This window comes from uncultured Dietzia sp., from assembly GCF_937873725.1.
In the GTDB taxonomy this organism is placed as follows: Bacteria; Actinomycetota; Actinomycetes; order Mycobacteriales; family Mycobacteriaceae; genus Dietzia.
Window position 1 is genome coordinate 1 of the sequence record NZ_CALMYY010000067.1, and the last position, 21,024, is coordinate 21,024.

The following is a 21,024-nucleotide window of genomic DNA, read 5'->3' on the forward strand; positions in this document are numbered from 1 at the left end:
TCGTCGCGACCGGAAACCGCCTCTGGGTCGCCGCGGCGGGCGGCGGGGCGCCCCCGCCCACCGCCACCCGCCCGCCGGGCTTGACCACCCTCGCCATCTCGCGCAGGCCCGCGGCGGTGTCCTGCACGTTGCGCAGGCCGAAGCTGATGGTCGCGGCGTCGAAGGACTCGTCCGCGAACGGCAGCCTCATGGCGTCGCCGGCGACCTTGGGCACGTCGCGGCCGGCACCGGCGCGCAGCATGCCCAGCGAGAAGTCCGCGGCCACGCACCACGCACCGGACTTGCCCAGCTCCACGGTCGAGACCGCGGTGCCGGCGGCCAGGTCGAGGATCCGCTCCCCCGGCCGGGGCGCGAGCAGGGACCGCGCACGGCGGCGCCACACGTGATCCATGCCCCCGGAGAGGATGGTGTTGGTCAGGTCGTAGCGCTTGGCCACGCCGTCGAACATCGACGCGACGTCGCGGGGCTGCTTGTCGAGATCGGCACGGGACACGGGGTCGACGCTACCCCGCCACCGGGCCGCGGACCCCCACCGGCCGGGGCGGGCGCTCAGGCCACCACCCGCGAGGCCCGCCCGAGGCCGACCCGGCCGGGTGCCGAGCGGGCGCCCGCGGCGCCGTAGTGGTCGAACAACTGACCGCAGACGGCGTCCCAGGTGCGGCCCTCGACGGTCGCGCGGGCGGCCGCGGCCAGTCGCGCGTGGTCGGCCAGCACCAGGTCGACGGTCCGGGAGATCTCCGCGGCGTACCGCTGCGGGTCGAGCAGGTACCCGTTGACGCCGGCCTGGACGAGGTCGCGCGGGCCGCCCCGGTCGGGCCCCACCACGGGCACGCCCGAGGCCTGCGCCTCCTGGATCGCCTGGCAGAACGTCTCGAACTCCCCGGCGTGGCAGAACACGTCGAGCGTGGCGTACGCCTGCCCGAGCTGCTCGCCGTGGAGCTCGCCGGTGAAGATCGCGTGGGGCATGGCGGCCTGGAGGGCGGGGCGGTCGGGGCCGTCGCCGACGACGACGAGGGTCAGGTCCCCGTCCGGGCCCGACCTGTCGGCCAGGGGCTGGAGTCGCTCGACGTGTTTCTCCGGGGCCAGGCGGCCGACGAAGCCCACGACGGGCCGCCCCTCCGGGGACCACAGCCGGTGCAGGGCCCCGCTGCGGCGGGACGGGGAGAACTGCACGGAGTCGACGCCCCGGCCCCACCGGTACAGGCGCGGGATGCCGTGACCCGCCAGATCCGCCATCGCGGCGGAGGACGGCGCGAGGGTGCGGTCGCACGTGGTGTGGATCGCCCGGGTCCAGGCCCGGGCGGCGTCCGCCATGACCCCGACCCCGTACGAGCTCGCGAACCCGGCCACATCGGTCTGGTAGACCGCCACGCAGGGGACGTCCAGGGCGCGGGCGGCGGCGGCCCCGGCGGCGCCGAGGACGAACGGCGAGGCCAGGTGCACCACGTCGGGCCCGAAGTCCCGCAGGGCGTTGTAGACGCTCGGGCTGGGCGCGCCCAGCGGCAGCGAGGACACCACGGGCACCCTGACGGCGGTGACGCGGTGGACGGGGTAGCCGAGGTGGTGGTCGGGGTCGCGAGCCCCCGAATCCGGGCCGCCGAGCAGGGGCGCCATGGCGCTGATCAGCGGGTGGGCGCGGACCGCGTCTGCGGCGCCGTGCCAGAACCCGACGGTCCCGGACGGGGCCACCACCAGGCAGTCGTGCCCGTGGCGCCGGGCGTACTCGAGGATCCGCAGGACGGAGTTGGTGACGCCGTTGACGTTCGGCAGGAACGATTCGGTGACGATGGCTACGCGCACGCCCCCACTGTGTCCGGGCCCGGCGACGGCCCGGTGATCACCGGGGGTCGGTGCGGGGAATTCGTGGGGCCGGGCGGTGAACCCTCGGTGACGCGGCGGCGTAGGCCAGCGCGGACAGGGGGACGGCGATCGCGGGCACGCTCAGGGCGGGCAGGACGGCGACGGTCCAGCTTCGGCCCGAGACGCGGACGAGGTCGGGGTTGGCGCGGCGGAACTCCACCTGCACCCGCTGCCCCTCGACGAGCCCGGTCGGGTAGAGCACGCCGGTCACAGGCCTGACCTGCCGTCCGCCGGCGTCGAACTCGACGGCGGAGCGGCGGGCGGTGACCTCGGTGACGGTGGCGGTCGCGCTGCCCAGGTCCTGGTCGATCCGCAGGTCGTTGACGATGCACGCCATCAGGATGAGGCCGGCGGTCAGCAGGGAGAACGCGGCCACGAGCACGGCCACGACCCGCACGATCCGCCGGGTCAGTGCCGCGCGGCGGGCCTGCCGCCCGGTCATCGTCACGGTCACCTGCCGTCCCCGGCGGCGCCGGACCCCGGCGCGTCCGTCCGCAGCGCCTCGGCGCGGAGCGTGGCGTGCAGGTCCCGCAGGCCCACGCGGCTGGTGGCCACCCGCACGACCCGCAGCCCGGCGGGCACGATGTGCCGGTGCTCGACCCGGGGCGCGGTCTCGGCGAGGAGCACCTCGAGCCCGGCGGGGTCGGTGTCGGTGAAGGGCACCCCGAAGCCCGCGCAGAGGGCCCGCAGGTCCGCGCCGTGCGGGGTGCCGAAGACCCGCTCGAAGTCGGTGGCCAGTCGCGGATCGCCCTGCTCGAGGAGGGAGAAGATGCCGCCGCCGTCGTCGTCCGCCACCACGATCGTGAGGTCGTCGGGGTGCGCCTCCCGGGGCCCCAGCAGGAGCCCGGAGAGGTCGTGGAGGAAGGTGAGGTCGCCGAGCAGCGCGACGGTGCGGCCCGGCGCGGACAGGGCGACCCCGATCGCGGTGGACACCGTGCCGTCGATGCCCGAGGCGCCCCGGTTGGCGTGGACGGACACGTCCGGGTCCAGCGGCCCCACGAGGGACAGGTCGCGGACCGCGTTGGAGGCGCCCACCACCAGCGTGTCGCCGCCCCGCACCCCGCGCGCGACGGCCCGCGCCACGTGCAGGCCCGTGGGCGTCTTGGACTCCAGGTGGCGGTCCAACACCCGGTCCACCGCGGCGCGGGCGCGGGCGTCGGCACCGGCCGTGAGGGCGGTCCACTCCGCGTCGACGCCCCACCCGGTGAGGACGGAGTCGGCGAGCTCGGCCGCGCTGCCCGTGGGGTTGGGGGCGTTGGGGCCCGCGTCGAGGATCACCAGGTCGACGTCCGGGTCGGCCAGCAGCCGGGTGACCGCGCGGTGCAGCGTGGGCCGCCCGGTGACGATCACCTGCTCGGGGTGCAGGGCCGGCAGGGCCAGCGGGTGGACCGGGTGCAGCGGGACCGGGGCCCCGGGTTCGGCGACGGTCGGCACCCCCACGAGACCCGCCACGGGCCGGGCCCCCACGCCCGAGACGACCAGCGTCGGGCGGGTGAGGTCCACGGCCACGGCGGAGTGGGCGGGCTCGGAGTCGACGCCCGCCCCGGCGCGCTGGACCCACGGGCGGCCGCCGGGACGCCCCTCCGGGAGTCCGCGGGGACCGTCGCCGGGCGACCCCTCGTCGTCGTCCCCGGCGTGCCGGGGCCCCACCACGAACTCCTCGTCGCCCTCGCCCGGCACCAGCGGCTCGCGGAAGGCGATGTCGACCTGCACCGGGCCGGGGTGGGCCGGGGCGGTGGCGGTGAGGATCGCGCGGCCGATCGCCGACCGCCAGTGCCGGTGCTCGGTCACCGGGTCGCCGGCCGCGCCCACCTCGATCACCGCGCGGGCGTGCGGGCCGAACAGCCCCACCTGGTCGATGGTCTGGTTGGCGCCGGTGCCGCGCAGCTCGGGCGGGCGGTTGGCGGTCAGGGCCAGGATCGGCACGCCGGAGTGGGCGGCCTCGACCATCGCGGGATGGAGGTTGGCCACGGCCGTGCCCGAGGTGACGACGACGGGGACCGGCCGCCGGGACCCCAGCGCCAACCCGAGGGCCGTGAACGCGGCGCCCCGCTCGTCGATCCGCACGTGCAGCCGCATCCGCCCGGTCCGCTCGGCGGCCGCCAGTGCCAGCGCGAGCGGGGCGCTGCGCGAGCCCGGGCAGAGGACCGCGTCGGTGATCCCGTGCCGGATCAGTTCGTCGACCAGGACGCGCGCCTGCGCGGTGCTCGGGTTGCTGCTCGGGGTGCTGCGTCCGGGGTTCATCGCCTCCAGCCTAATCCCGCGGGGTCGCCGCGCCGGCCGCGAGCGTCAACCGCCCAGCCATGTCCGCGAGCGCGGCGCGCAGCCCGTCCGGCGACTCCACGACGAACGGGCCCGGGAGCCGCGCGAGGTACCAGGCCAGCTCGTCGAGGTCGGCGGCCCCGGTCTCCAACCGGCAGGCGGGCCCCTCGGGGTGGTCGACCGGTCGCAGCGCGGTGAGGGTGCCGAAGCCGGGCGGGAAGCGCTCGAGGACCTCGTCGGCGGTCGCGTGGACCACGACTCTGGCCCGGTGCCGGTAGGGGGCGGCGGCCACCGCGCGCTGGACGTGCGTGGCCGGGTCGGGCACGTCCGGGCGGGGGGTGAAGCGCCAGCGGCTGCGATGGACGGCCCGGATGCGGTCCAGGCGGAAGGTCCGCCAGTCGGCCCGCTCGGGGTCGTAGGCCAGCAGGTACCAGCGGCGGCCCAGGACGACGATCCGGTACGGCTCGACCCGGCGCTCGGTGTCCTGTCCGGCGCGGTCCCGGTAGTCCAGCCGTACCTGCTCGGTCCCTCGCACAGCGTGTCCCAGCTCGATCAGCATCTCCGGTTGGACCCGGGCGTCGTCGCCGGGGACGGCCACCATCGACTCGGTGACGTCCGCGACCCTCTCGCGGAGCCTGCCCGGCATGACCTGGTCGAGCTTGGTCAGTGCCCTGAGCGCGTGCTCGCCGACGCCGGCCACCGCTCCCCCGGCGGCCAGGCGGAGCGCGATCGCCACGGCGACGGCCTCGCGGTCGTCCAGCAGCAGCGGCGGCAGCCGGCGGCCCGCCCCCAGCCGGTAGCCGCCCCCGGCCCCGCGCTCGGACTCGACGGGGTACCCCAGGTCGCGCAGCCGATCGACGTCCCGGCGCACCGAGCGGGTGGTGACCCCTAACTCCGCCGCGAGCTCGGGCCCGGACCACACGGCGCGTCGCTGCAGGAGATCGAGCAACCCCAGCACGCGCTGGGTGGTGGGCGTCCGGTCCTCGGCCATGCCGCCAGTCTCGCACCGACAGAGGACGGATTCCGTCCTGAATGGCTGCGACGCTGTGGTGGACGGCCCACCGCGACACCGATCGGAGACCCCGTGACCATCGACTGGACCCACCAGCTCGTCGAGCAGCTCGACTTCCACTGGAACGGCCACCTCCGCCCGCGACTGGAGGGACTGACGGACGACGAGTACCACTTCTCCCCCGCCCCCGACGAACGGACCTGGGACGTGCGACCGCGGGGCACCGGCCGGGCCGGGGTGCAGGGCGGGGTCGGCGACGTCACGATCGACTTCGCCCACCCCGAACCCCGGCCCGCCCCGTTGACGACCATCGCGTGGCGGATCGGCCACCTCGTCGTCGGGGTGTTGGGCGCCCGGTGGCACTCCCACTTCGGCGGGCCACCCCACGACTACATGACCCACCGCTACGCCGGGGACGCCGCCGGCGGACTCGCCCAGCTGGACCGGACCTACGCCGGATGGATGGACGGTGTGCGGCAGCTCGACCCGGACGGGCTCGCCCGGCCCGTGGGCGAGTCCGAGGGGCACTGGGCCGAGTACCCGATGGCCGCGCTCGTCCTGCACATCAACCGCGAGGTCATCCACCACGGCGCCGAGATGTGCCTGCTCCGCGACGTGTACGCCCACACCCACAACTCAGCCGGAACCCCCTAGGAGTCGTCATGCCGTTCTTTCCCGCCACCCGCGCCACCGAGCACGAGCAGCTGTGCGAATGGGTCGACGCCCAACTCGTCAACGCCCGCTCCGTCGTCCACGGCCTGACCGCCGACCAGCTGCGGGCCCGTCCTGTCCCCTCCAGCGAGCTCACGCTGGGCTGGCTGATCCTGCACATCGGCGAGGTCGCCGAGACCTGGCTGGCCCGGGCCGCCGCCGGGCCCGCCGGAGTCGACACGGGGCTCTCACTCGCGGAGGCCTTCGAGCGGGCCGAGACCGTCAACCTGCCGGCCCCCGGTGCGACCGCGGAGGACGTCCTGGCCGAGTACGACCGTCGCTGTGCCGCCGGGCTCGCGCACCTGCGTGCCACGGACCTCGACGCCCCGGTCCCCGTGCCCGACGACGCACCCTGGTACCCGCCGGGCCAGCCGGAGTTCAGCGGGCGCTGGGTGGTCCACCACGTGCTCACCGAGATCGCGCGTCACTCCGGCCACGCCGACATCCTGCGGGAGGCGATCGACGGCAGGACGATGTATGAGCTCCAGGCCGAGGACCAGGGGATCGACATGACCTACATCGGCGAGTGGTTCGCCGCCCACCGGGAGGTGCCGGCGCCGTGGTGACGCGGGCTCACTCCTCCTCGTACCACCCGTCGAACGTCGTGAACTGACCCTCGATCATCCCCGCGACCTCGCCCGGATCCGGGACGAGCACGGCATCGGTCGCGATACCCACCGTGACCTCGCCGTTGTAGCTGAAGATGCAGATCCCCAGGGCCTGGTCACCGCTCATGGGAACCCAGCCGAGCATCCCCCCGACCGGCGTGCCGGCCAGCCGGACGGTCGAGACCGGCCCCGGCACGGAGGTGAGCTGCCCGACGGTCTTGTTGGCGAACATGTCCACCACCGCGTGCGCGACCGGCCCGGGCGTGACGGCCACGGTGAGCATCGTGGCCAGGTTGACGTGCGGCTCGAACGAGTAGCGGACCCGGGTCATGGACTTGGTGATCTCGTCGATCAGCTCGTCGGGGTCGTCGATCCCCAGCGGCAGACGCATGAGGATGAGCGTGAGGTGGTTACCCAGGTCCTCGGGGAGGTCGTCCCCCACCGGCGCGACGGACATCGGCACCATGAGGTTGATGTCGGAGACGGGGCGGTCGCCGTGCGCGTCGAGATACTCGGTGAGCGCCTTGGACACGGCGGCGATCATCACGGCGGTCACCGTGGTGTCGTGCGCCCTGGCGACCCGTTTGACCGCCGCGAGGTCGAGCCCGGAGATCCAGGAGACCCTCTTCTGGGCGTGGGCGTGTCCGCTCCACGTGAGCTCGGGCGACTTCGGCTCGAACAGTAGGCGGAACACCGAGCGGTAGGTGTTGGTGGTCCGGTTGGTGGGGTCGATGTTCTCCGACAGCGACTCGACCACCCGGGTGGGGATCCTGGTGATCCCCCGGCCCGGCGCCACGACGTCCCTGGCCAGCCTGGCGAGCGTCAGGGGAAACTTGATGGTGGCGCCGGTGAGGCCGAGCGCAATGCCGAACGAGTCCTTGGCCATCCCGGCGCCGGCACTGCCCACCGCGCCCAGGATGCCGCCGCCGCTCGGCGAAAGATCGCGACCCACCTTGGGCAGCGGCGACTCGTCGTCCCTGTCGCACAGGCTGAGGATGAGCTGCGTCAGGCGGATGCCGTCGACCATGCCGTGCTGGACGCGGAAGAGGAGCAGCGCCCCCTCCTTCTCGGAATCGTGTCCGAAGTAGCCCTCGATGAATTCCGTTCGCCAGATCGGGCGGTCGTCCGGGAGCGGGATGCTCATCTGCTCGGCGACGTACGCCTCCGCCTCCGCCCGCCCGCCCGGGGCGGGGAGGCGGCTGCGGACGAGTTGCCTCGAGATGTCGTAGTCCGGGTCGTCCTGCCAGTACCACCGGCGGCCCTCCCGGACCGGGACCCGACGGAACACCGGGTACGGGTCCACCATCCGGGTGGCGATCGCCTCCGTGACCTTGTCCCAGTCGGGGATCTCCTCGAACCACAGCAGCGAGTTGATGTACATCAGGTTGTCGGGGCGGTCCATCAACAACCACAGTTGATCCCGCAACGGGATCCTCACCCTGTCCGTCTCCGCCATCGTCCCCGACCCCTTTCCTCGCCGACCGCATCCTGGGCCCGCCGCTCAAGGCTAGAGCAGGTGTGACACGGCTCATGCACCTTCGGGTGGGCTGGCTGCAGAATGGTCCCATGCGCACCGTCCACACACCTGAGGATCCCCCCGCGAGCGGCATGTACGCCCTGCTCACCGCGGCCGTCGCCCCCCGGCCCATCGCCTGGGTCTCGACCGTCTCCGCCGACGGGCACCCGAACCTCGCGCCGTACTCGTTCTTCACCGTGGCCTGCACCGACCCCGCGATCCTGGCGGTCACCTCCGTCGGCCGCAAGGACACCTATCGCAATGTCGTGGACACCGGCGAGTTCGTGGTGAACATCGGCACCGAATCGCTCATGGAGGTCATCAATGCGACCTCCGCACCGGTGGGACCAGAGGTCGACGAGTTCGCCGCCTTCGGGTTGACCGCCGAGCCCTCCGACGTGGTGGCCGCGCCGCGGGTGGCCGAGGCGCCGATCGCGTTCGAATGCGTGCGCCACGACGTGATCGACCTCGGCACCAGCGCGATGCTGCTGGGTCGGGTCGTGAGCGTGTCGATCGTCGACGAGGTGCTGGCCCCCGACGGCCTGCCCGACTTCGGCGCGCTCCTGCCACCCTCGCGGCTCGGTCGCCATCAGTGGGGATACGCCCCGCGGACGAGGGACTTGCCGCGGCCGACCCGGTAGGCCGCCACCCGCCCCCGCCCCCGCGCCGCCCGCGCCCCGCCGGCTGCTCGAGCGTCCGCGCGGTTGCTCGTGGATCGCGAACCGTTGGTCGTGGTTCGGCGACGGCTGCTCGTGATTCCTGCCCATTTGCTCGAAGTCCCGGCGCGGGACACGCCGCCGGCACGTACCGGAGTTCGCGCAACGGGGCAGGAATCGCGAGCAACCTCGCCTGACCCCTGTAACCGGGGCTGTGTGGCGTTCTCCGGCGCCGGGCTCGACGCCCTCCCCGCGGGTCGCCGGGGGCGCTCCGGAGCCTCACGCGGCGAATGGCGGCGGGACCGCTCGGCGAATGGCGGCGTGACCGCTCGCGGACTGCCCGGCCGGGCCTCAGAGCAGAGCGTGGCAGCGGCGGATCCGCCCCAGCCACCAGTCCCGCCGGTCGGTGCGCGCCCGCAGGCCCGCCAGCCGCGCCGGGTCCGGGGCCACCGCGACCACCGGGAGATGGCCGTCCACCAGGGCGAACGTTCCCGGGTCGACCACGTCCTCGAGGAAGAACCCGCCGGTGCCCAGGCCGGCGGCGGGGATCTCGTCGTCGTCGGCACCACTCCCTCCGGCGCCACCGCCGCGGCCGCCCGGTAGCGCCGCGGCCGCCGCGACCCCCGCCGCGACCCCGACCGCGGAGTCGAGTGCGCTGGAGACGGTGATCGGCACCCCGAGTTCGGCGGCCACGGCCAGCAGGCGCCGCGGCCCGCCGAGCGGCGCCACCTTGACCACGGCCCGGTCGGCGCCGCCCGCCCGGATCACGCGCAGCGGGTCGGAGGCGCGGCGGATGGACTCGTCGGCGGCCACGTCCACGTGCACCCCGTCCGCGGCCAGGCGCGCGCGCAGCTGCACGAGCTCGTCGACCGTGGCGCAGGGCTGCTCGACGTACTCCAGGCCGGGGCCGTCGAGGGAGACCGGTCCGGTGCCGGGAGCGCGGGTGGCGTCGGCCGCGCGCACGGCCTGGTCCAGGACCCGGACGGCGTGCGCGGCCTCGGCCACCGACCACGCGCCGTTGGCGTCCACCCGGACGCGCGCGCCGGGGCGGGCCTGGAGGACGGCGGCGATGCGGGCGACGTCGTCGTTGAGCTTCTGCCCCTTCTCAGCCACCTTGATCTTGACCGTGGTGCAGCCGGGGAACCGCTCGAGGATGCCCGCGACCTCGCCGGCCGCGACCGCCGGGACCGTCGCGTTGACCGACACCCGCGAGCGGACGGCGGCGGGCGGCCCCTGCCACGCCATCTCCAGCGCGGAGGCCAGCCAGTGGGCCGCCTCGGGGTCGTCGTACTCCGGGAACGCCCCGAACTCGCCCCACCCGGCCGGCCCCTCGATCAGCGCGACCTCCCGCTCGGTGATGCCCCGGAACCGCACCCGCATGGGCAGGGCCACCACGTGGACACGGGCGAGCAGATCGTCGATCGACTCGGGGCCCGGTACGGATGTCATGGCTCCACGCTAACGTCGAACCCATGACTGAGCAGAGCGCCGGAGCACAGGACCAGGCCGCCAACCCCTTCGATCCCACGCAGTGGCGGGAGGTCGAGGGCTTCCGCAACGGGGTGGACCTCACCGATCTCACCTACCACCGACACGTGGGCGAGGGCCGGGTCAACGGGATCGTGCGCATCGCCTTCGACCGGCCCGACGTCCGCAACGCGTTCCGCCCGCACACGGTGGACGAGCTGTACCGGGTGTTCGACCACGCCCGCCGCTCCCCCGACGTGGGCACCGTGCTGTTCACCGGCAACGGGCCCAGCTCCAGGGACGGCGGCTGGGCGTTCTGCTCCGGAGGCGACCAGCGGATCCGCGGGCGCTCCGGGTACCAGTACTCCACGGAACACAGCGCGGACGTCGCGGGCGCCACCGCCGACAAGGTGGACGAGGCGCGCGTCAAGGCCGAGGGCGGCCGCCTGCACATCCTCGAGGTGCAGCGGCTCATCCGCACCATGCCCAAGGTGGTGATCTGCCTGGTCAACGGCTGGGCGGCCGGTGGCGGGCACTCGCTGCACGTGGTGAGCGACCTGACCCTGGCCTCCCGCGAGCACGCCCGCTTCAAGCAGACCGACGCCGACGTGGGCTCCTTCGACGCCGGCTACGGCAGCGCGTACCTGGCCAAGCAGGTCGGCCAGAAGTTCGCGCGCGAGATCTTCTTCCTGGGCCAGCCGTACACCGCCGAGGAGATGTTCCACATGGGCGCGGTCAACCGGGTGGTGGACCACGCCGAGCTGGAGAGCACCGCCATCGAGTGGGCGCGGCAGATCAACGGCAAGTCGCCCACCGCGCAGCGGATGCTCAAGTTCGCGTTCAACCTCACCGACGACGGCCTCATGGGCCAGCAGGTGTTCGCGGGCGAGGCCACCCGGCTGGCGTACATGACCGACGAGGCGGTGGAGGGCCGCGACGCGTTCCTGGAGAAGCGCGAGCCCAACTGGGACGACTACCCGTACTACTACTGAGCCCCGACCGGTGAGCCCGCGTTCGCCCATGCCCGCCTCCCGCGAGCTGCGCACCCTGGCCGTCCCCGGCGGGCCGGCGGTCGCGGAGGTGTTCCCGCAACTCGCCGACCTGCTCGCCGACCGCGGTCCCGCGCTGCTGCCCGTCCCGGCCGACGACCCGGCCCGGACGCGCCTGCTCGTGGACGCCATGCGCCCCGGCGAGCCGGTCGACGACCGCGCCGCCCTGGTGGTGAGCACCTCCGGATCGACCGGGACCCCCAAGGGCGCGATGCTCTCGGCGGCCGCGTTGGCCGCGTCGGCCGCGGCGACCGACGCCGCCCTCGGCGGGCCGGGCCGCTGGCTGCTCGCGCTGCCGGCGCACCACATCGCGGGGCTGCAGGTGATCCTGCGCTCGCTGCGCGCCGGGCACGAGCCGGTCGTCATGGACGTGACCGGCGGATTCGACCCTGCCGCCGTGCCCGCGGCCGTCGAGGCCTGCACGGGCACCGGCCCGGGGAGTGGCCCGGGCGGGAGCGGCCGGGCCAACACCCGCGCGTACACCTCGCTCGTGCCCGGCCAGCTGGCCAAGGTCCTCGACGAGGGACCGCCCGAGGCCGCCGCCGCGCTCGCCCGCCTGGACGCCGTCCTGCTCGGCGGGGCCGCGGCCGCGCCTGACCTGCTCGACCGCGCCGCCGACGCCGGCATCCGGGTGGTCCGCACCTACGGGATGAGCGAGACCGCCGGCGGGTGCGTCTACGACGGGGTGCCGCTGGCGGGGGTGGAGGTGGAGATCGACGACGACGAGGGGCGGGTCTGGCTGGCCGGCCCGCAGGTCGCCCTGGGGTACCGGAACGCCCCCGGCCACCCCGCCTTCGCCCGCGCGGGGTGGTTCCGCACCGACGACGCCGGGCGGGTCGGCCCCGACGGCCGGCTCCGCATCCTCGGCAGGCTCGACGAGGCGCTGAGTGTGGGCGGGCTCACGCTCCTCCCGCAGGCGCTCGAGGACGCATTCCGGCGGCACGCCGCGGTGGTCGACGTCGTGGTCGTCGGGATCCCCGATCCCCGCCTGGGCACGCGCCCGGTCGCGGCGGTCACGCTCCGGTCCGGGGCGACCCCCGACGAGTTGCGCGCGCACGTCACCGGGCTGCTCGGGGAGCGCTCCGCCCCCGCCGCCGTGGCCGTGGTGGGGGCGCTGCCGACGCTTCCCGGCGGCAAGGTGGACCGGCGGGCGGTCGCGGCCGGGTTCGTCGATGGGACAATCGCAGAATGACCCGCGAGCACTCCCGGTCCCCCCAGCGCCCCCGGGCGTCCGAGGACTCCGCCCACTCCCCCGCCGAACCCGCCGAGCCCCGGGGTGCCACCCTGGCCGACTGGCTCGAGGGCGCCCGCCCGAGGACCTGGCCGAACGCGGTCGCGCCGGTGCTCGTGGGCACGGCGGCCGCGGGGCTGGGGGGCGGTGCCGTGTGGTGGCAGGCGCTCCTGGCGCTGCTCGTGGCGTGGTCCTTCATCGTCGGGGTGAACTACGCCAACGACTACTCCGACGGCATCCGCGGCACCGACGACGACCGCGTGGGCCCGCTGCGCCTGGTGGGCTCGGGATTGGTCCGGCCGGCGACGGTCAAGCGGGCCGCGTTCGCGTTCCTCGGCCTGGGCGGGCTGGCCGGGCTGGTGCTCAGCGCCACGTCCGCGCCGTGGCTCATCGTGGTGGGCGTGCTGTGCATCCTGGCGGCGTGGTTCTACACGGGCGGCCGGAGCCCGTACGGCTACCGCGGGCTCGGCGAGGTGGCTGTGTTCGTGTTCTTCGGGCTGGTCGCGGTGATCGGCACGCAGTACACCCAGCTCGGGACGGTGACCTGGTACGCGGTGGTCGCGGCCGTCGCGGTGGGCAGCTTCTCGAGCGCGGTCAACCTCACCAACAATCTGCGGGACATCCCCTCGGACACCGAGTCGGGCAAGGTCACGCTCGCCGTCCGGCTGGGCGACTCCCGGACCCGGGGCCTGCACGCCGTGCTCGAGCTGCTGGTCCCGCTGGTGGCCACGCTGGCGCTGATCCCCGCCACCCCGTGGGCGCTGCTCGGGTTGCTCGCGATGCCGGTGGCGTGGAGGGCCAACGCCCCGGTCCGCGCGCGGGCCACGGGCGCCGGGTTGATCCCCGCGCTGACGACCGCGGGGATGGCGATGCTGGCCTGGAGCGTCCTGGTCAGCGCCGGGATGCTGATCTCGGCGCCGTAGGCGTCACCTGCCGAGCGAGCCGGGGGGGACGGCGTTCCACGCCGCCTGGATGCCGTTGTTGATCGCCAGCGCCGCACCGAGGATCGCGTCCTTGACCGGCTGCGGCAGGGGCAGCGCCTGGATGTCGGCGATGGAGATCGTGCCGGGGGCCGGCGCGGGCGCCGGACCCGGGGCGGGGACCTGCACGGGAGCGGGGACCGGGCCCGGGCCGGGGGCGGCCCCGCCACCGGTGACGGTCACGGTCGTGGTCTCGGTCCGCACGGGGATGCCCCCGAGAAAGGCGGTCGCCACGGGCTGATAGACGCCCGGCGTGGTGGGCACGCCCCTGATGGCGGTGGTGCGCGGGTCGTAGGTCAGTCCGGGCGGCAGGCCCCGGAAGCTGATGGTGGCCCCGGGCGGGATCGTGACGTGGTCGCTGATCCGGTTCTCCGTGTACACCCCGACCGGGAACGTCAGCGAGGGCAGCGCCGAGGGGGTGAGGTCCGACGCCTCGACCACGAGGGGCGCGGTCTCGGGCGCCTCCGCCAACCCCGACGCGACCCCGGCGCCGGCCATGGCGAACAGGGCGAGGGCGGACGCGGCTATCGGGCGGGAGATGCGCATTCGGGGCCTTTCGAGAGCGTGCGGCGCGGCGACTCCCGCGACCTTACGCCCACGGTAACGCACCCAGACGGTTCACCCCGGTGGGGATCTCACGCACTGAGATCACCACCGGGGTGGACGTGGTCACCGGCGACCTGCGCGGCCGCCGGGAGTCGGAGGGTCAGCCGCGGCCGTTGGCGACGGTCGGGCCGGGGGCCTGGACGGGCTTGGGGGCGCCCGCGGCGACGGTCGGGGCGGTCGAGCCGGACGACCCGCCCGTCGTCGTCCCGCCACCGTTGGTGGTCGATCCCGGCAGGGCCGGCAGGAGGGCGGAGGAGCCCGGGGTCGAGGACCCGCCGCCCAGGATCAGGCTGAGGCCGGCCAGACCGAGCAGTGCCGCACCCGTCAGGGCGAGTCCGGGGGCCAGATTGCCGAGCGAGCCGGTGTCCCCGGTGGTGGTCGACCCCGGGATGGAGATCTGGCCTCCGGTGGTGAGGTCACCGCCCGTGGTGCCGTTGGTGGTCGAGCCGGTCTGCCCACCGGTGTCGAGGAGCGAGCCCAGCGGCCCCAGGCTCTGGGTGTCGAGTCCGCCGGTGGTCTCACCGGTCACCTCGCCGCCGGCCGTCGTGGAGGACCCCGGGAGGTCGAGCGAGCCGGAGTCCGGCACCTCAGGGGAGTCGACGACGGGCAGCAGTTCCGGGCTGTCACCGGTCAGGCTGCCGAGGTCGATCGGGCCGCCCGCCAGGCTGGACAGCGGGCCCGTCGGGGTCTCCGGGGTCCCGTCCTCGCCGGGGGTCATCCCGCCCTGGCCGGTCGACCCGGCCGCGAGCTCCGCGGCGGATCCGGCGTCGCCGCCGAGCGAGGTGACGATGCCCAGCACCGCGCCGAGGATCGCGTCCGTGCCGTCGGAGCCGGTGGTGAGCTGGCCGCCCGCCTGGGCACCCGCCTGGGCGCCCGCCCGGGCCTCCGCCTGGGCCTCGCCGCCGAGGCTCCCCTCGACCGCGGCCGCCGAGCCCGCCTCGAGACCGGCCGGGGCGGTGCCGTCGGCGTTGTTGATGGTGAGGGTCACGGGGACCTGGACGGGCTGGTCGTTGCGGGTCCCGATGACCGTCACGGTGTACACGCCGGCGGCGGCGTTTCCGGAGATGACACCGTTGCCGTTGTAGGTCAGCCCCGCGGGCAGACCCGTGATGTCGGTGATCTGGACTCCGGCCAGCTCCCCGGCCCCGAGGGCGGCGCTGAAGTTGAAGGAGAACCCGGCGCCGGCGTTGCCCGCCGGGACGGTCAGCGCGACGGTCTGGACACCACCGCGCACGGTGGGGGCGTCGGGGGCGGCGACGACCATGCCGCCCACGAGGGCGACCGCCGCCGCGGCTGCGACGGGGGCGACGAGTCGACCCCGGACGATTCGACGAGGGCGGGCGAGGCGAGCACGCATCGGCTGGTTCCTTCCGGAGGGTTCGGATCGCTCACTCCACGTATTCGGGAGCGCAGACCATTACCCGGATAACCCTAACCCCACGCGCACCAGCTGTCTACTTCTGTCACACAAGTCTCATAGTCACCATTAGTCCCCATCGTCACATACCCCTGGGGGTTCAACGGCGGCGGGTTCCCGCACACACGACAGCGGCCCGGCCCCCGGAGGGGAGCCGGGCCGCGCAGAGGTCCCGTCGGGCAGCCGTCAGGCGTCAGGCGCCGGGGGTCGGGACGCTGGTCGGCAGCGCCACGGTGCCCGTGCCGCCGGGTGCACCTGCCGGACCGGACGGGGTGGAGGCAGCGGTGGAAGTGGAGGTGTGGGTGACCGCGCTGGTGCTGCTGCGCACGACGGTCCCGGTCACGGTGGTGATCGGGGTGCCGGATCCGTCGACGATCACGGTGACGGGCGGCAGAATCATCTCCCCGCCGAGGATCGAGGTGCACAGGGGCCCGGCGAACGACCCCGTGTCCCCGAGGAGGGCGGCGCCCCCGCCCTCGCCCGCCACCACGTCGAGGAGGTTCGGGAACGAGCCGAGCGCCGAGGTGACCAGGTTGATGACGGCGGTCGGGATGCCGGAGATGCCGAAGAGCGGGTAGAACTTGGCGACCGATCCGCCGAGATCGGGGAGTTCGCAGACGCCGTCGGGCTCCGGAACCAGGTCCCCGACGCTGGTGTCCTCGCCACTGGCGGAGTCGAGGCTGTCGGAGTCGAGGCTGTCGGAGTCGAGGCTGTCGGAGTCGAGGCTGCCGGAGTCGAGGCTGCCGGACCCGGAGGAGCCGTCCTCCTCCGAACTCCCCTCCGCGCTGCCACCGGACTCGCTGCCGTCGGACAGGCTGCCCTCGAGGCTCCCGCCCTCCAGGGAGCCCCCGTCGAGGACGCCCGACCCGGCGGAGCCCGACCCGGGGCCCTCGCCCTGCGCGTTGACGACCGGGACGGCCAGGGCGAGCAGCGTGACCGTTGCCGCGGAGGCGGTGACTACCTTGCGAACGAACATGACGAGAGGACCCCTTCGATGGCCACGGACGCTGTGACGCGCCGCCGATCGGGGCGCCTGCTATCGGTAGGAGGACTCTAACCCGGCCGACGGCCCACCGTGTGCACCTTTCGGCAGCGCGCCCTGCCGGCCGTCACCCGCCGGTCAGTCGCCGGCGCTGCCGGTGCCCGAGGTGAGCAGTCCGAGCAGCGCGGCGGGCGCCCCGCCGACACCGGCGGCGCCGGTGGTCGTCGCTCCGGTCCCGCCCCCGGCCTCCCCGGAGGACTCCCCTCCGAGGAGGGACGGCGCGAGGGTGCAGAGGATCTGCCCGGCCGAACCGAGGTCGTCCGTCGAGCCGCTCTCGCCGAGCACCGACGGCAGCAGGGTGAGCACCGCGTTGAGCACCACCATCACGAGACCGGTCGAGGCCCCCTCCTCGTTGCCGAGGACCAGCGGCAGCAGCTGCGAGACCGAGGCGCCGTCCACCCCGCCGTCCCCGAGGACCGCACACAGGTCGGGAGCGGGACTCTCGTCGTCGTCGCCGGTGGTGTCACCCGGATCTGCGTCACCGAGGGCCGCGACGCCGGGGGCCGCGGACAGGGTCGGATCGGCCGCGGTCGTGGTCGTGGTCGTGGTGGCCGGATCCGAGGCGGGCCGCGTCGTCGGCGTCTCCGCGCCCCGACCCTCGGTGGTGGCGCCGTCGACGGTCTCGTCGTCCGCGGCGGGCGCCGCAGCGGTGGTCGTGGGGGCGGCGGTCGTCGTGGCGGCCGCGGCGGCGCCGGGCGCGCCGGTCACGGTGATCGTCACCTTCTCCGACTTGGACACGCCGCCGTTGGAGACGGTGATCAGCACGTCGTAGTCGCCGGCGCGGGAGGGCGTGCCGGAGATGACCCACCCGTCCTGGGTGAGCCCGTCCGGGAGGCCCGTCACCTGGACGGTCGTGCCGGCGGGGATGGTGCCACCCGCGGCCTGGGCCACGACCGGCTCGAGGTCGAGGTCGACGGGCACGCCGAGGGCCATCTCCTGCGGGCCCGCGTTCTGCGCCAGGAGGATCTCGCCGGCGGACACCTCGGTCGGTGCGGACACCGCGACCACGGCCCCGCCGCCGACCACGGCGAGGACCGCGAGGGCGCCACCGAGGGCGAGCGAGCTGGTGCGGGGGGCGGAGCGGTGCGAGCGGCGCAGGAACATGGGATCACCTTGTCGTTCGAGGGCGGGGCACGACCGGGCCGCGCCCAGTCACATGAGCACCATACGTCACAAAATTCACATGAGCCACAGATTTCGTCGTGGTGTCCGAGGCTGTCCCTACACTCGGGCCGGACCCCACGCCCCAGGGAAGGACCCCGGTGACCCCAGCTCCCGAGATCGCGATCCGAGCCCACGGCCTGCGCAAGACCTACTCGCACGGGCGGGTGAGGGTGCGCGCGCTGGACGGGGTGGACGTGGCGCTCGACAGGGGGCGCTGGACCGCCGTCATGGGGCCGTCGGGCAGCGGGAAGTCCACCCTCATGCACTGCCTGGCCGGGCTCGACACCCCGGACCACGGCACCGTCACGATCGGGGACACCGAGGTCACCCGCCTGGGCGACGCGGGGCGGACCCGCCTGCGGCGCACCCGGGTCGGCTTCGTCTTCCAGTCCTTCAACCTGGTCCCCTCGCTCTCGGTCCGCGAGAACATCGTGCTGCCCGTGCGCCTGGCGTTCCGCCGCCCCGACGGACGCCGCCTCGACGGGCTGGTCGGCGAACTCGGGATCGGCGACCTGCTGCGCCGGCGGCCGCACGAACTCTCGGGCGGGCAGCAGCAGCGCGTGGCCATCGCCCGGGCGCTGCTGCCCCGCCCGGACGTGGTGTTCGCCGACGAGCCCACGGGCAATCTCGACTCGGAGTCGGGCGAGGCGGTCCTCGGGCTGCTCGGTGCGTGCGTCCGCGACCACGGGCAGACGGTCGTCATGGTCACCCACGACGCGCACGCCGCCGCGCACACGGACCGGGTCCTGGTGCTGGCCGACGGCCGGATCGCCGACGAGCTCGACTCCCCCACCCCGGACTCGATCGACGCCGCGATGCGGGCCGCCGGCCGCCGCCCGGCCACGGCGTGAGCCCCCGGCTGGTCCTGGGGCAGCTGCGCGCGCACGCGGGTCGCTACCTCGGCACGATCCTGGCGATCGCCGTGGCCGTCGGGTTCGTCCTGGCCTCCGTCGGCGTGCTGCGCACGATGTCCGCCAGCGCGGAGGCCACCTTCGGCATGCGGTACGCCGACACCGCCGTGCTCGTGCAGAACCTCGGCGACCGCACGTCGGCGGGCACGGAGGCCGCGCGCGGGGAGGCCGCCGAGGCGCAGCGGCTCGGTCTGGAGACCATCGCCGCCACCCCGGGGGTCCGGGCCGTGACGGTGGATGCGCAGACGTACGTCCGGGTCCGCGTGGACGGACGTGCCCAACAGATGACGACGACCACGGTGCTGTCCACCGATGACGGCCTGCGGTGGCAGCCCCTGGCATCGGGGCGCCTTCCCGGCGGGCTCGGCGAGGTCGCCGTGCGCGCCGACTCCGGGCTCCCCCTGGGCGCGGCCTTCGAGGTGCAGCCGGCCGGGCGCGGCGAGCCCGGGACCGTGACCGTGGTGGGCCTGTTCGACCTCGCCGGGCAACCCGATCTCGAGGCGTCGTTCCCGCTCTACGCCGTGGACGAGCAGGTCCAGCTGTGGTCCGCGGACGGCGCGGGCGGGGACGTCCGGGTGGCCGGCGACGGATCCGTCCCCGACCCGGTGCTCGCCTCACAGATCGGCGCGCGGCTCGCCGGGATCCCCGGGACGTCCGCCGTCGAGGTCTCCACCGGCGCCGCCGAGGCGGACGCCCTGGCGGAGTCGTTCGTCGGGGGCCGTGACGTCTACGCCCGGGCCCTGCTCGCGTTCACCGTGTTGGCCGTGGCGGTGGCCGCGCTCGTGATCGCCACGACCTTCGCGGTGGTGTTCGCCGCCCGGGTCCGCGAGACCGCGTTGCTGCGGTGCCTGGGCGCCTCCCGACTGCAGCTGCGCGCGTCCGGGATGGCGGAGGCGTCGGTCGTGGCGGTGGTGGCCACGGCGATCGGCCTGGCCCTGGGCCGGGTCGGCGTGTCGCTCGCGTCACGGGAGGCGCCTCGCCTCGGCGTGACCATCCCGCTGCAGGAGGTCACCGTCCCCCCGGCCGCGTACGCGCTCGCCGCGGCGGTGGGGGTGGGAGTCACCCTGCTCACCGCCCTGCCGGCGCTGTGGCGGGCCACCTCGGGCAGCCCCCTGGAGGCCCTGCGCCCGGCGGACGTCCGGCCCGACCCGTGGTGGCGCCGGGCGGCGATGGTCGTGGGCGGCGGGGCCGTGGCGCTCGTCGGCCGGGCGGGGATGATCTCGGCGGTGGACTCCCGGGCCGTGGTGGAGGCCGGGGCGTGGGGCGTCCTGACGTTCCTCGGCGTGCTGGCCGTGGTCGCCGGCGCCCTGCCCACGCTGCTCGGCGCGGCGGGAACGGCGGTGGGCGTCCTCCTCGGACCGATAGGACTCCTCGGCGCGCGCAACCCCGCCCGGAGCCCGCGCCGCACGGCCGCCACCTCGGCCGCCGTGCTGGTCGGGGTGACCCTCACCGCGACCATGGTCACGGGGATCGCCCTGCTCGGGCCCGCCATCCAGTCCCGGCTGATCGACCGCGTCCCGCTGGACGTGGTCGTCACCTCGCCCGACGGCGTCCTGCCCGCCGAGCTGCCCGCGCAGCTGGCCGGCCTGCCCGGGGTGGCGGACTCCCTCGTCGTGGTGGACATGTACGCCGAGGACGCGCAGGGGCGGCGGACCGTCCTGCGCGTGGCCGACCCCGCCCGGGTCCGCGCGGTGCTCCGACGCGACGTGGTCCTTCCCGGGCCGGGCGAGATCGTCCTGCCCGAGTCCTCCCCCGTGGCCGCCGACGCCCGCGACGGCGACACGGTCCGGTTCACCTTCTTCTCCGGCGACGACGGGCGGGACCTGGTGGTCCGCCGGTCCGCCGACCCGTGGGCGCTCGCCGCCCCGGGCAGCGTCCCCGGGTGGCCCGTCGCGCAGGCGCCGGACGGCTCGCCGTGGCCCCCGGACGTGGAGGTGCCCGCGCAGTTCGTCCCGCGCACCGAGCAGTGGCTGCGGATGGACGAGGGGCTCGAGGGCGAGCGGCTCGAGTCCGCGCTTGAGGGGGTCCGCTCCACCGTCGTGGGCGCGGGGCCCTCGTTGGCCGTCACCGAGAGCTTCGCCTCCCGCGAGCAGATCGCCGGGTCCGTCCGGACCGTGCTCACGTCCAGCTCGCTCCTCCTGGCGGTGGCCGTCGCCCTGGCGCTCGTGGGGGTGGCCAACACGCTCACGCTCGCGATCCGCGAGCGGAGGCGGGAGATCGCGCTCCTCAGGGGTGTCGGCGTCACCCGCACCGGCGTGTGGCTGATGCTCGTCCTGGAGACCCTCGCGGTGGCGACCTGCGCCGCCGCGCTGGGAGTGGCGCTCGGCGCGGCGTTCGGCCGACTCGGCGCGGACGCCCTCGTCGGCCCGGGGACGGCCGGTAACACCGCCGCGTCAGCGGGCGATCTGGTGGTGGTGGGGGTGGGCGGGGTCCTCGCCGCGCTCGCCGCCGCGGCGGTCGCCGGGCTGGGCGCGGTCCGAACCCGGGAGACCCGGCACTGACGTCCGGCGGGATGCCCCTGCGTCCCTGCGG

Annotated in this window: 19 protein-coding genes; 8 read left to right on the plus strand and 11 right to left on the minus strand. The window is 75.0% G+C overall.

The features are described 5' to 3' along the window. The 5 genes from Q0444_RS06360 to Q0444_RS06380 all read right to left on the minus strand — a co-directional run. Positions 1 to 493 (minus strand): class I SAM-dependent methyltransferase (locus tag Q0444_RS06360; protein ID WP_299022246.1); only part of this gene is annotated, 493 nt, incomplete at its 3' end. A 56-nt stretch (positions 494 to 549) separates the two neighbouring features. After that, complete coding sequence (locus Q0444_RS06365) at positions 550 to 1,800, minus strand: glycosyltransferase family 1 protein (protein WP_299022249.1); 1,251 nt, start codon at positions 1,798 to 1,800, stop codon at positions 550 to 552. Positions 1,801 to 1,837: 37 nt separating this feature from the next. Further along, positions 1,838 to 2,314 (minus strand): DUF3592 domain-containing protein, encoded by a 477-nt coding sequence (locus Q0444_RS06370; protein WP_291079536.1) that lies wholly within the window; start codon positions 2,312 to 2,314, stop codon positions 1,838 to 1,840. Beyond that, positions 2,311 to 4,104 (minus strand): 2-succinyl-5-enolpyruvyl-6-hydroxy-3-cyclohexene-1-carboxylic-acid synthase, encoded by a 1,794-nt coding sequence (menD, locus tag Q0444_RS06375; protein WP_291079535.1) that lies wholly within the window; start codon positions 4,102 to 4,104, stop codon positions 2,311 to 2,313. The genes Q0444_RS06370 and menD overlap by 4 nt, the downstream gene beginning before the upstream one ends. A gap of 10 nt (positions 4,105 to 4,114) precedes the next feature. After that, a complete protein-coding gene (locus Q0444_RS06380) occupies positions 4,115 to 5,113 on the minus strand; it encodes a YafY family protein (protein ID WP_291079534.1) in 999 nt (332 codons plus the stop codon). Positions 5,114 to 5,212: 99 nt separating this feature from the next. Here Q0444_RS06380 and Q0444_RS06385 point away from each other — a divergent pair, with 99 nt between their 5' ends. Both Q0444_RS06385 and Q0444_RS06390 read left to right on the plus strand, forming a co-directional pair. Further along, the gene (locus Q0444_RS06385; RefSeq protein ID WP_299022378.1) at positions 5,213 to 5,788 is read left to right on the plus strand and encodes a DinB family protein; all 576 of its coding nucleotides are present in this window, start codon (positions 5,213 to 5,215) and stop codon (positions 5,786 to 5,788) included. Positions 5,789 to 5,796: 8 nt separating this feature from the next. Next, the gene (locus Q0444_RS06390) at positions 5,797 to 6,411 is read left to right on the plus strand and encodes a DUF664 domain-containing protein (RefSeq protein WP_299022252.1); all 615 of its coding nucleotides are present in this window, start codon (positions 5,797 to 5,799) and stop codon (positions 6,409 to 6,411) included. A 7-nt stretch (positions 6,412 to 6,418) separates the two neighbouring features. Here Q0444_RS06390 and Q0444_RS06395 read toward each other — a convergent pair whose 3' ends face one another. Continuing rightward, entirely contained in the window at positions 6,419 to 7,909 is a 1,491-nt protein-coding gene (locus Q0444_RS06395; protein WP_291079429.1) for a WS/DGAT domain-containing protein, read from the minus strand. 110 nt (positions 7,910 to 8,019) lie between these two features. Between Q0444_RS06395 and Q0444_RS06400 the strand changes: the two genes are divergently transcribed. Beyond that, entirely contained in the window at positions 8,020 to 8,610 is a 591-nt protein-coding gene (locus tag Q0444_RS06400) for a flavin reductase family protein (protein WP_291079428.1), read from the plus strand. 366 nt (positions 8,611 to 8,976) lie between these two features. Here Q0444_RS06400 and Q0444_RS06405 read toward each other — a convergent pair whose 3' ends face one another. Beyond that, positions 8,977 to 10,074, minus strand: a complete 1,098-nt coding sequence (locus tag Q0444_RS06405; RefSeq protein ID WP_299022256.1) for an o-succinylbenzoate synthase — start codon at positions 10,072 to 10,074, stop codon at positions 8,977 to 8,979. A gap of 23 nt (positions 10,075 to 10,097) precedes the next feature. On the opposite strand from Q0444_RS06405, the gene Q0444_RS06410 reads away from it, so the two are divergent. Genes Q0444_RS06410 through Q0444_RS06420 form a run of 3 tightly spaced genes read left to right on the plus strand, consistent with a single transcriptional unit; the run spans position 10,098 to position 13,295 of the window. Then, complete coding sequence (locus tag Q0444_RS06410) at positions 10,098 to 11,084, plus strand: 1,4-dihydroxy-2-naphthoyl-CoA synthase (RefSeq protein ID WP_291079426.1); 987 nt, start codon at positions 10,098 to 10,100, stop codon at positions 11,082 to 11,084. A gap of 28 nt (positions 11,085 to 11,112) precedes the next feature. Continuing rightward, positions 11,113 to 12,333, plus strand: a complete 1,221-nt coding sequence (gene menE / locus Q0444_RS06415) for an o-succinylbenzoate--CoA ligase (protein WP_291079425.1) — start codon at positions 11,113 to 11,115, stop codon at positions 12,331 to 12,333. After that, a complete protein-coding gene (locus Q0444_RS06420) occupies positions 12,330 to 13,295 on the plus strand; it encodes a 1,4-dihydroxy-2-naphthoate polyprenyltransferase (protein WP_291079424.1) in 966 nt (321 codons plus the stop codon). Before menE ends, Q0444_RS06420 begins: the two co-directional genes overlap by 4 nt. Before the next feature lie 3 nt (positions 13,296 to 13,298). On the opposite strand, the gene Q0444_RS06425 is transcribed toward Q0444_RS06420, so the two are convergent. The 4 genes from Q0444_RS06425 to Q0444_RS06440 all read right to left on the minus strand — a co-directional run bounded on the left by Q0444_RS06425 (position 13,299) and on the right by Q0444_RS06440 (position 17,521). Next, positions 13,299 to 13,898 carry a putative Ig domain-containing protein gene (locus tag Q0444_RS06425; protein ID WP_291079423.1) on the minus strand — a complete coding sequence of 200 codons (600 nt, stop codon included), beginning with the start codon at positions 13,896 to 13,898 and terminating at the stop codon, positions 13,299 to 13,301. A 160-nt stretch (positions 13,899 to 14,058) separates the two neighbouring features. After that, positions 14,059 to 15,315, minus strand: a complete 1,257-nt coding sequence (locus Q0444_RS06430) for a hypothetical protein (protein ID WP_291079422.1) — start codon at positions 15,313 to 15,315, stop codon at positions 14,059 to 14,061. Positions 15,316 to 15,568: 253 nt separating this feature from the next. Beyond that, positions 15,569 to 16,351 (minus strand): hypothetical protein, encoded by a 783-nt coding sequence (locus Q0444_RS06435; RefSeq protein WP_299022260.1) that lies wholly within the window; start codon positions 16,349 to 16,351, stop codon positions 15,569 to 15,571. A 144-nt stretch (positions 16,352 to 16,495) separates the two neighbouring features. Further along, the gene (locus Q0444_RS06440; RefSeq protein ID WP_291079420.1) at positions 16,496 to 17,521 is read right to left on the minus strand and encodes a hypothetical protein; all 1,026 of its coding nucleotides are present in this window, start codon (positions 17,519 to 17,521) and stop codon (positions 16,496 to 16,498) included. A 158-nt stretch (positions 17,522 to 17,679) separates the two neighbouring features. Here Q0444_RS06440 and Q0444_RS06445 point away from each other — a divergent pair, with 158 nt between their 5' ends. After that, positions 17,680 to 18,432: an ABC transporter ATP-binding protein gene (locus tag Q0444_RS06445; protein ID WP_291079419.1), complete on the plus strand. Its 753-nt coding sequence runs from the start codon at positions 17,680 to 17,682 to the stop codon at positions 18,430 to 18,432. Continuing rightward, positions 18,429 to 20,993, plus strand: a complete 2,565-nt coding sequence (locus Q0444_RS06450) for an FtsX-like permease family protein (RefSeq protein WP_299022264.1) — start codon at positions 18,429 to 18,431, stop codon at positions 20,991 to 20,993. The genes Q0444_RS06445 and Q0444_RS06450 overlap by 4 nt, the downstream gene beginning before the upstream one ends. Positions 20,994 to 21,024: the final 31 nt, after the last annotated feature.

Bases quoted from the DNA above. Each gene is read 5' to 3' on its own strand.
- menD (WP_291079535.1), bottom strand. From the start codon at position 4,104: ATGAACCCCGGACGCAGCACCCCGAGCAGCAACCCGAGCACCGCGCAG.
- Q0444_RS06380 (WP_291079534.1), bottom strand. From the start codon at position 5,113: ATGGCCGAGGACCGGACGCCCACCACCCAGCGCGTGCTGGGGTTGCTC.
- Q0444_RS06390 (WP_299022252.1), top strand. From the start codon at position 5,797: ATGCCGTTCTTTCCCGCCACCCGCGCCACCGAGCACGAGCAGCTGTGC.
- Q0444_RS06395 (WP_291079429.1), bottom strand. From the start codon at position 7,909: ATGGCGGAGACGGACAGGGTGAGGATCCCGTTGCGGGATCAACTGTGG.
- Q0444_RS06400 (WP_291079428.1), top strand. From the start codon at position 8,020: ATGCGCACCGTCCACACACCTGAGGATCCCCCCGCGAGCGGCATGTAC.
- Q0444_RS06405 (WP_299022256.1), bottom strand. From the start codon at position 10,074: ATGACATCCGTACCGGGCCCCGAGTCGATCGACGATCTGCTCGCCCGT.
- Q0444_RS06410 (WP_291079426.1), top strand. From the start codon at position 10,098: ATGACTGAGCAGAGCGCCGGAGCACAGGACCAGGCCGCCAACCCCTTC.
- menE (WP_291079425.1), top strand. From the start codon at position 11,113: ATGCCCGCCTCCCGCGAGCTGCGCACCCTGGCCGTCCCCGGCGGGCCG.
- Q0444_RS06420 (WP_291079424.1), top strand. From the start codon at position 12,330: ATGACCCGCGAGCACTCCCGGTCCCCCCAGCGCCCCCGGGCGTCCGAG.
- Q0444_RS06425 (WP_291079423.1), bottom strand. From the start codon at position 13,898: ATGCGCATCTCCCGCCCGATAGCCGCGTCCGCCCTCGCCCTGTTCGCC.
- Q0444_RS06430 (WP_291079422.1), bottom strand. From the start codon at position 15,315: ATGCGTGCTCGCCTCGCCCGCCCTCGTCGAATCGTCCGGGGTCGACTC.
- Q0444_RS06435 (WP_299022260.1), bottom strand. From the start codon at position 16,351: ATGTTCGTTCGCAAGGTAGTCACCGCCTCCGCGGCAACGGTCACGCTG.
- Q0444_RS06440 (WP_291079420.1), bottom strand. From the start codon at position 17,521: ATGTTCCTGCGCCGCTCGCACCGCTCCGCCCCCCGCACCAGCTCGCTC.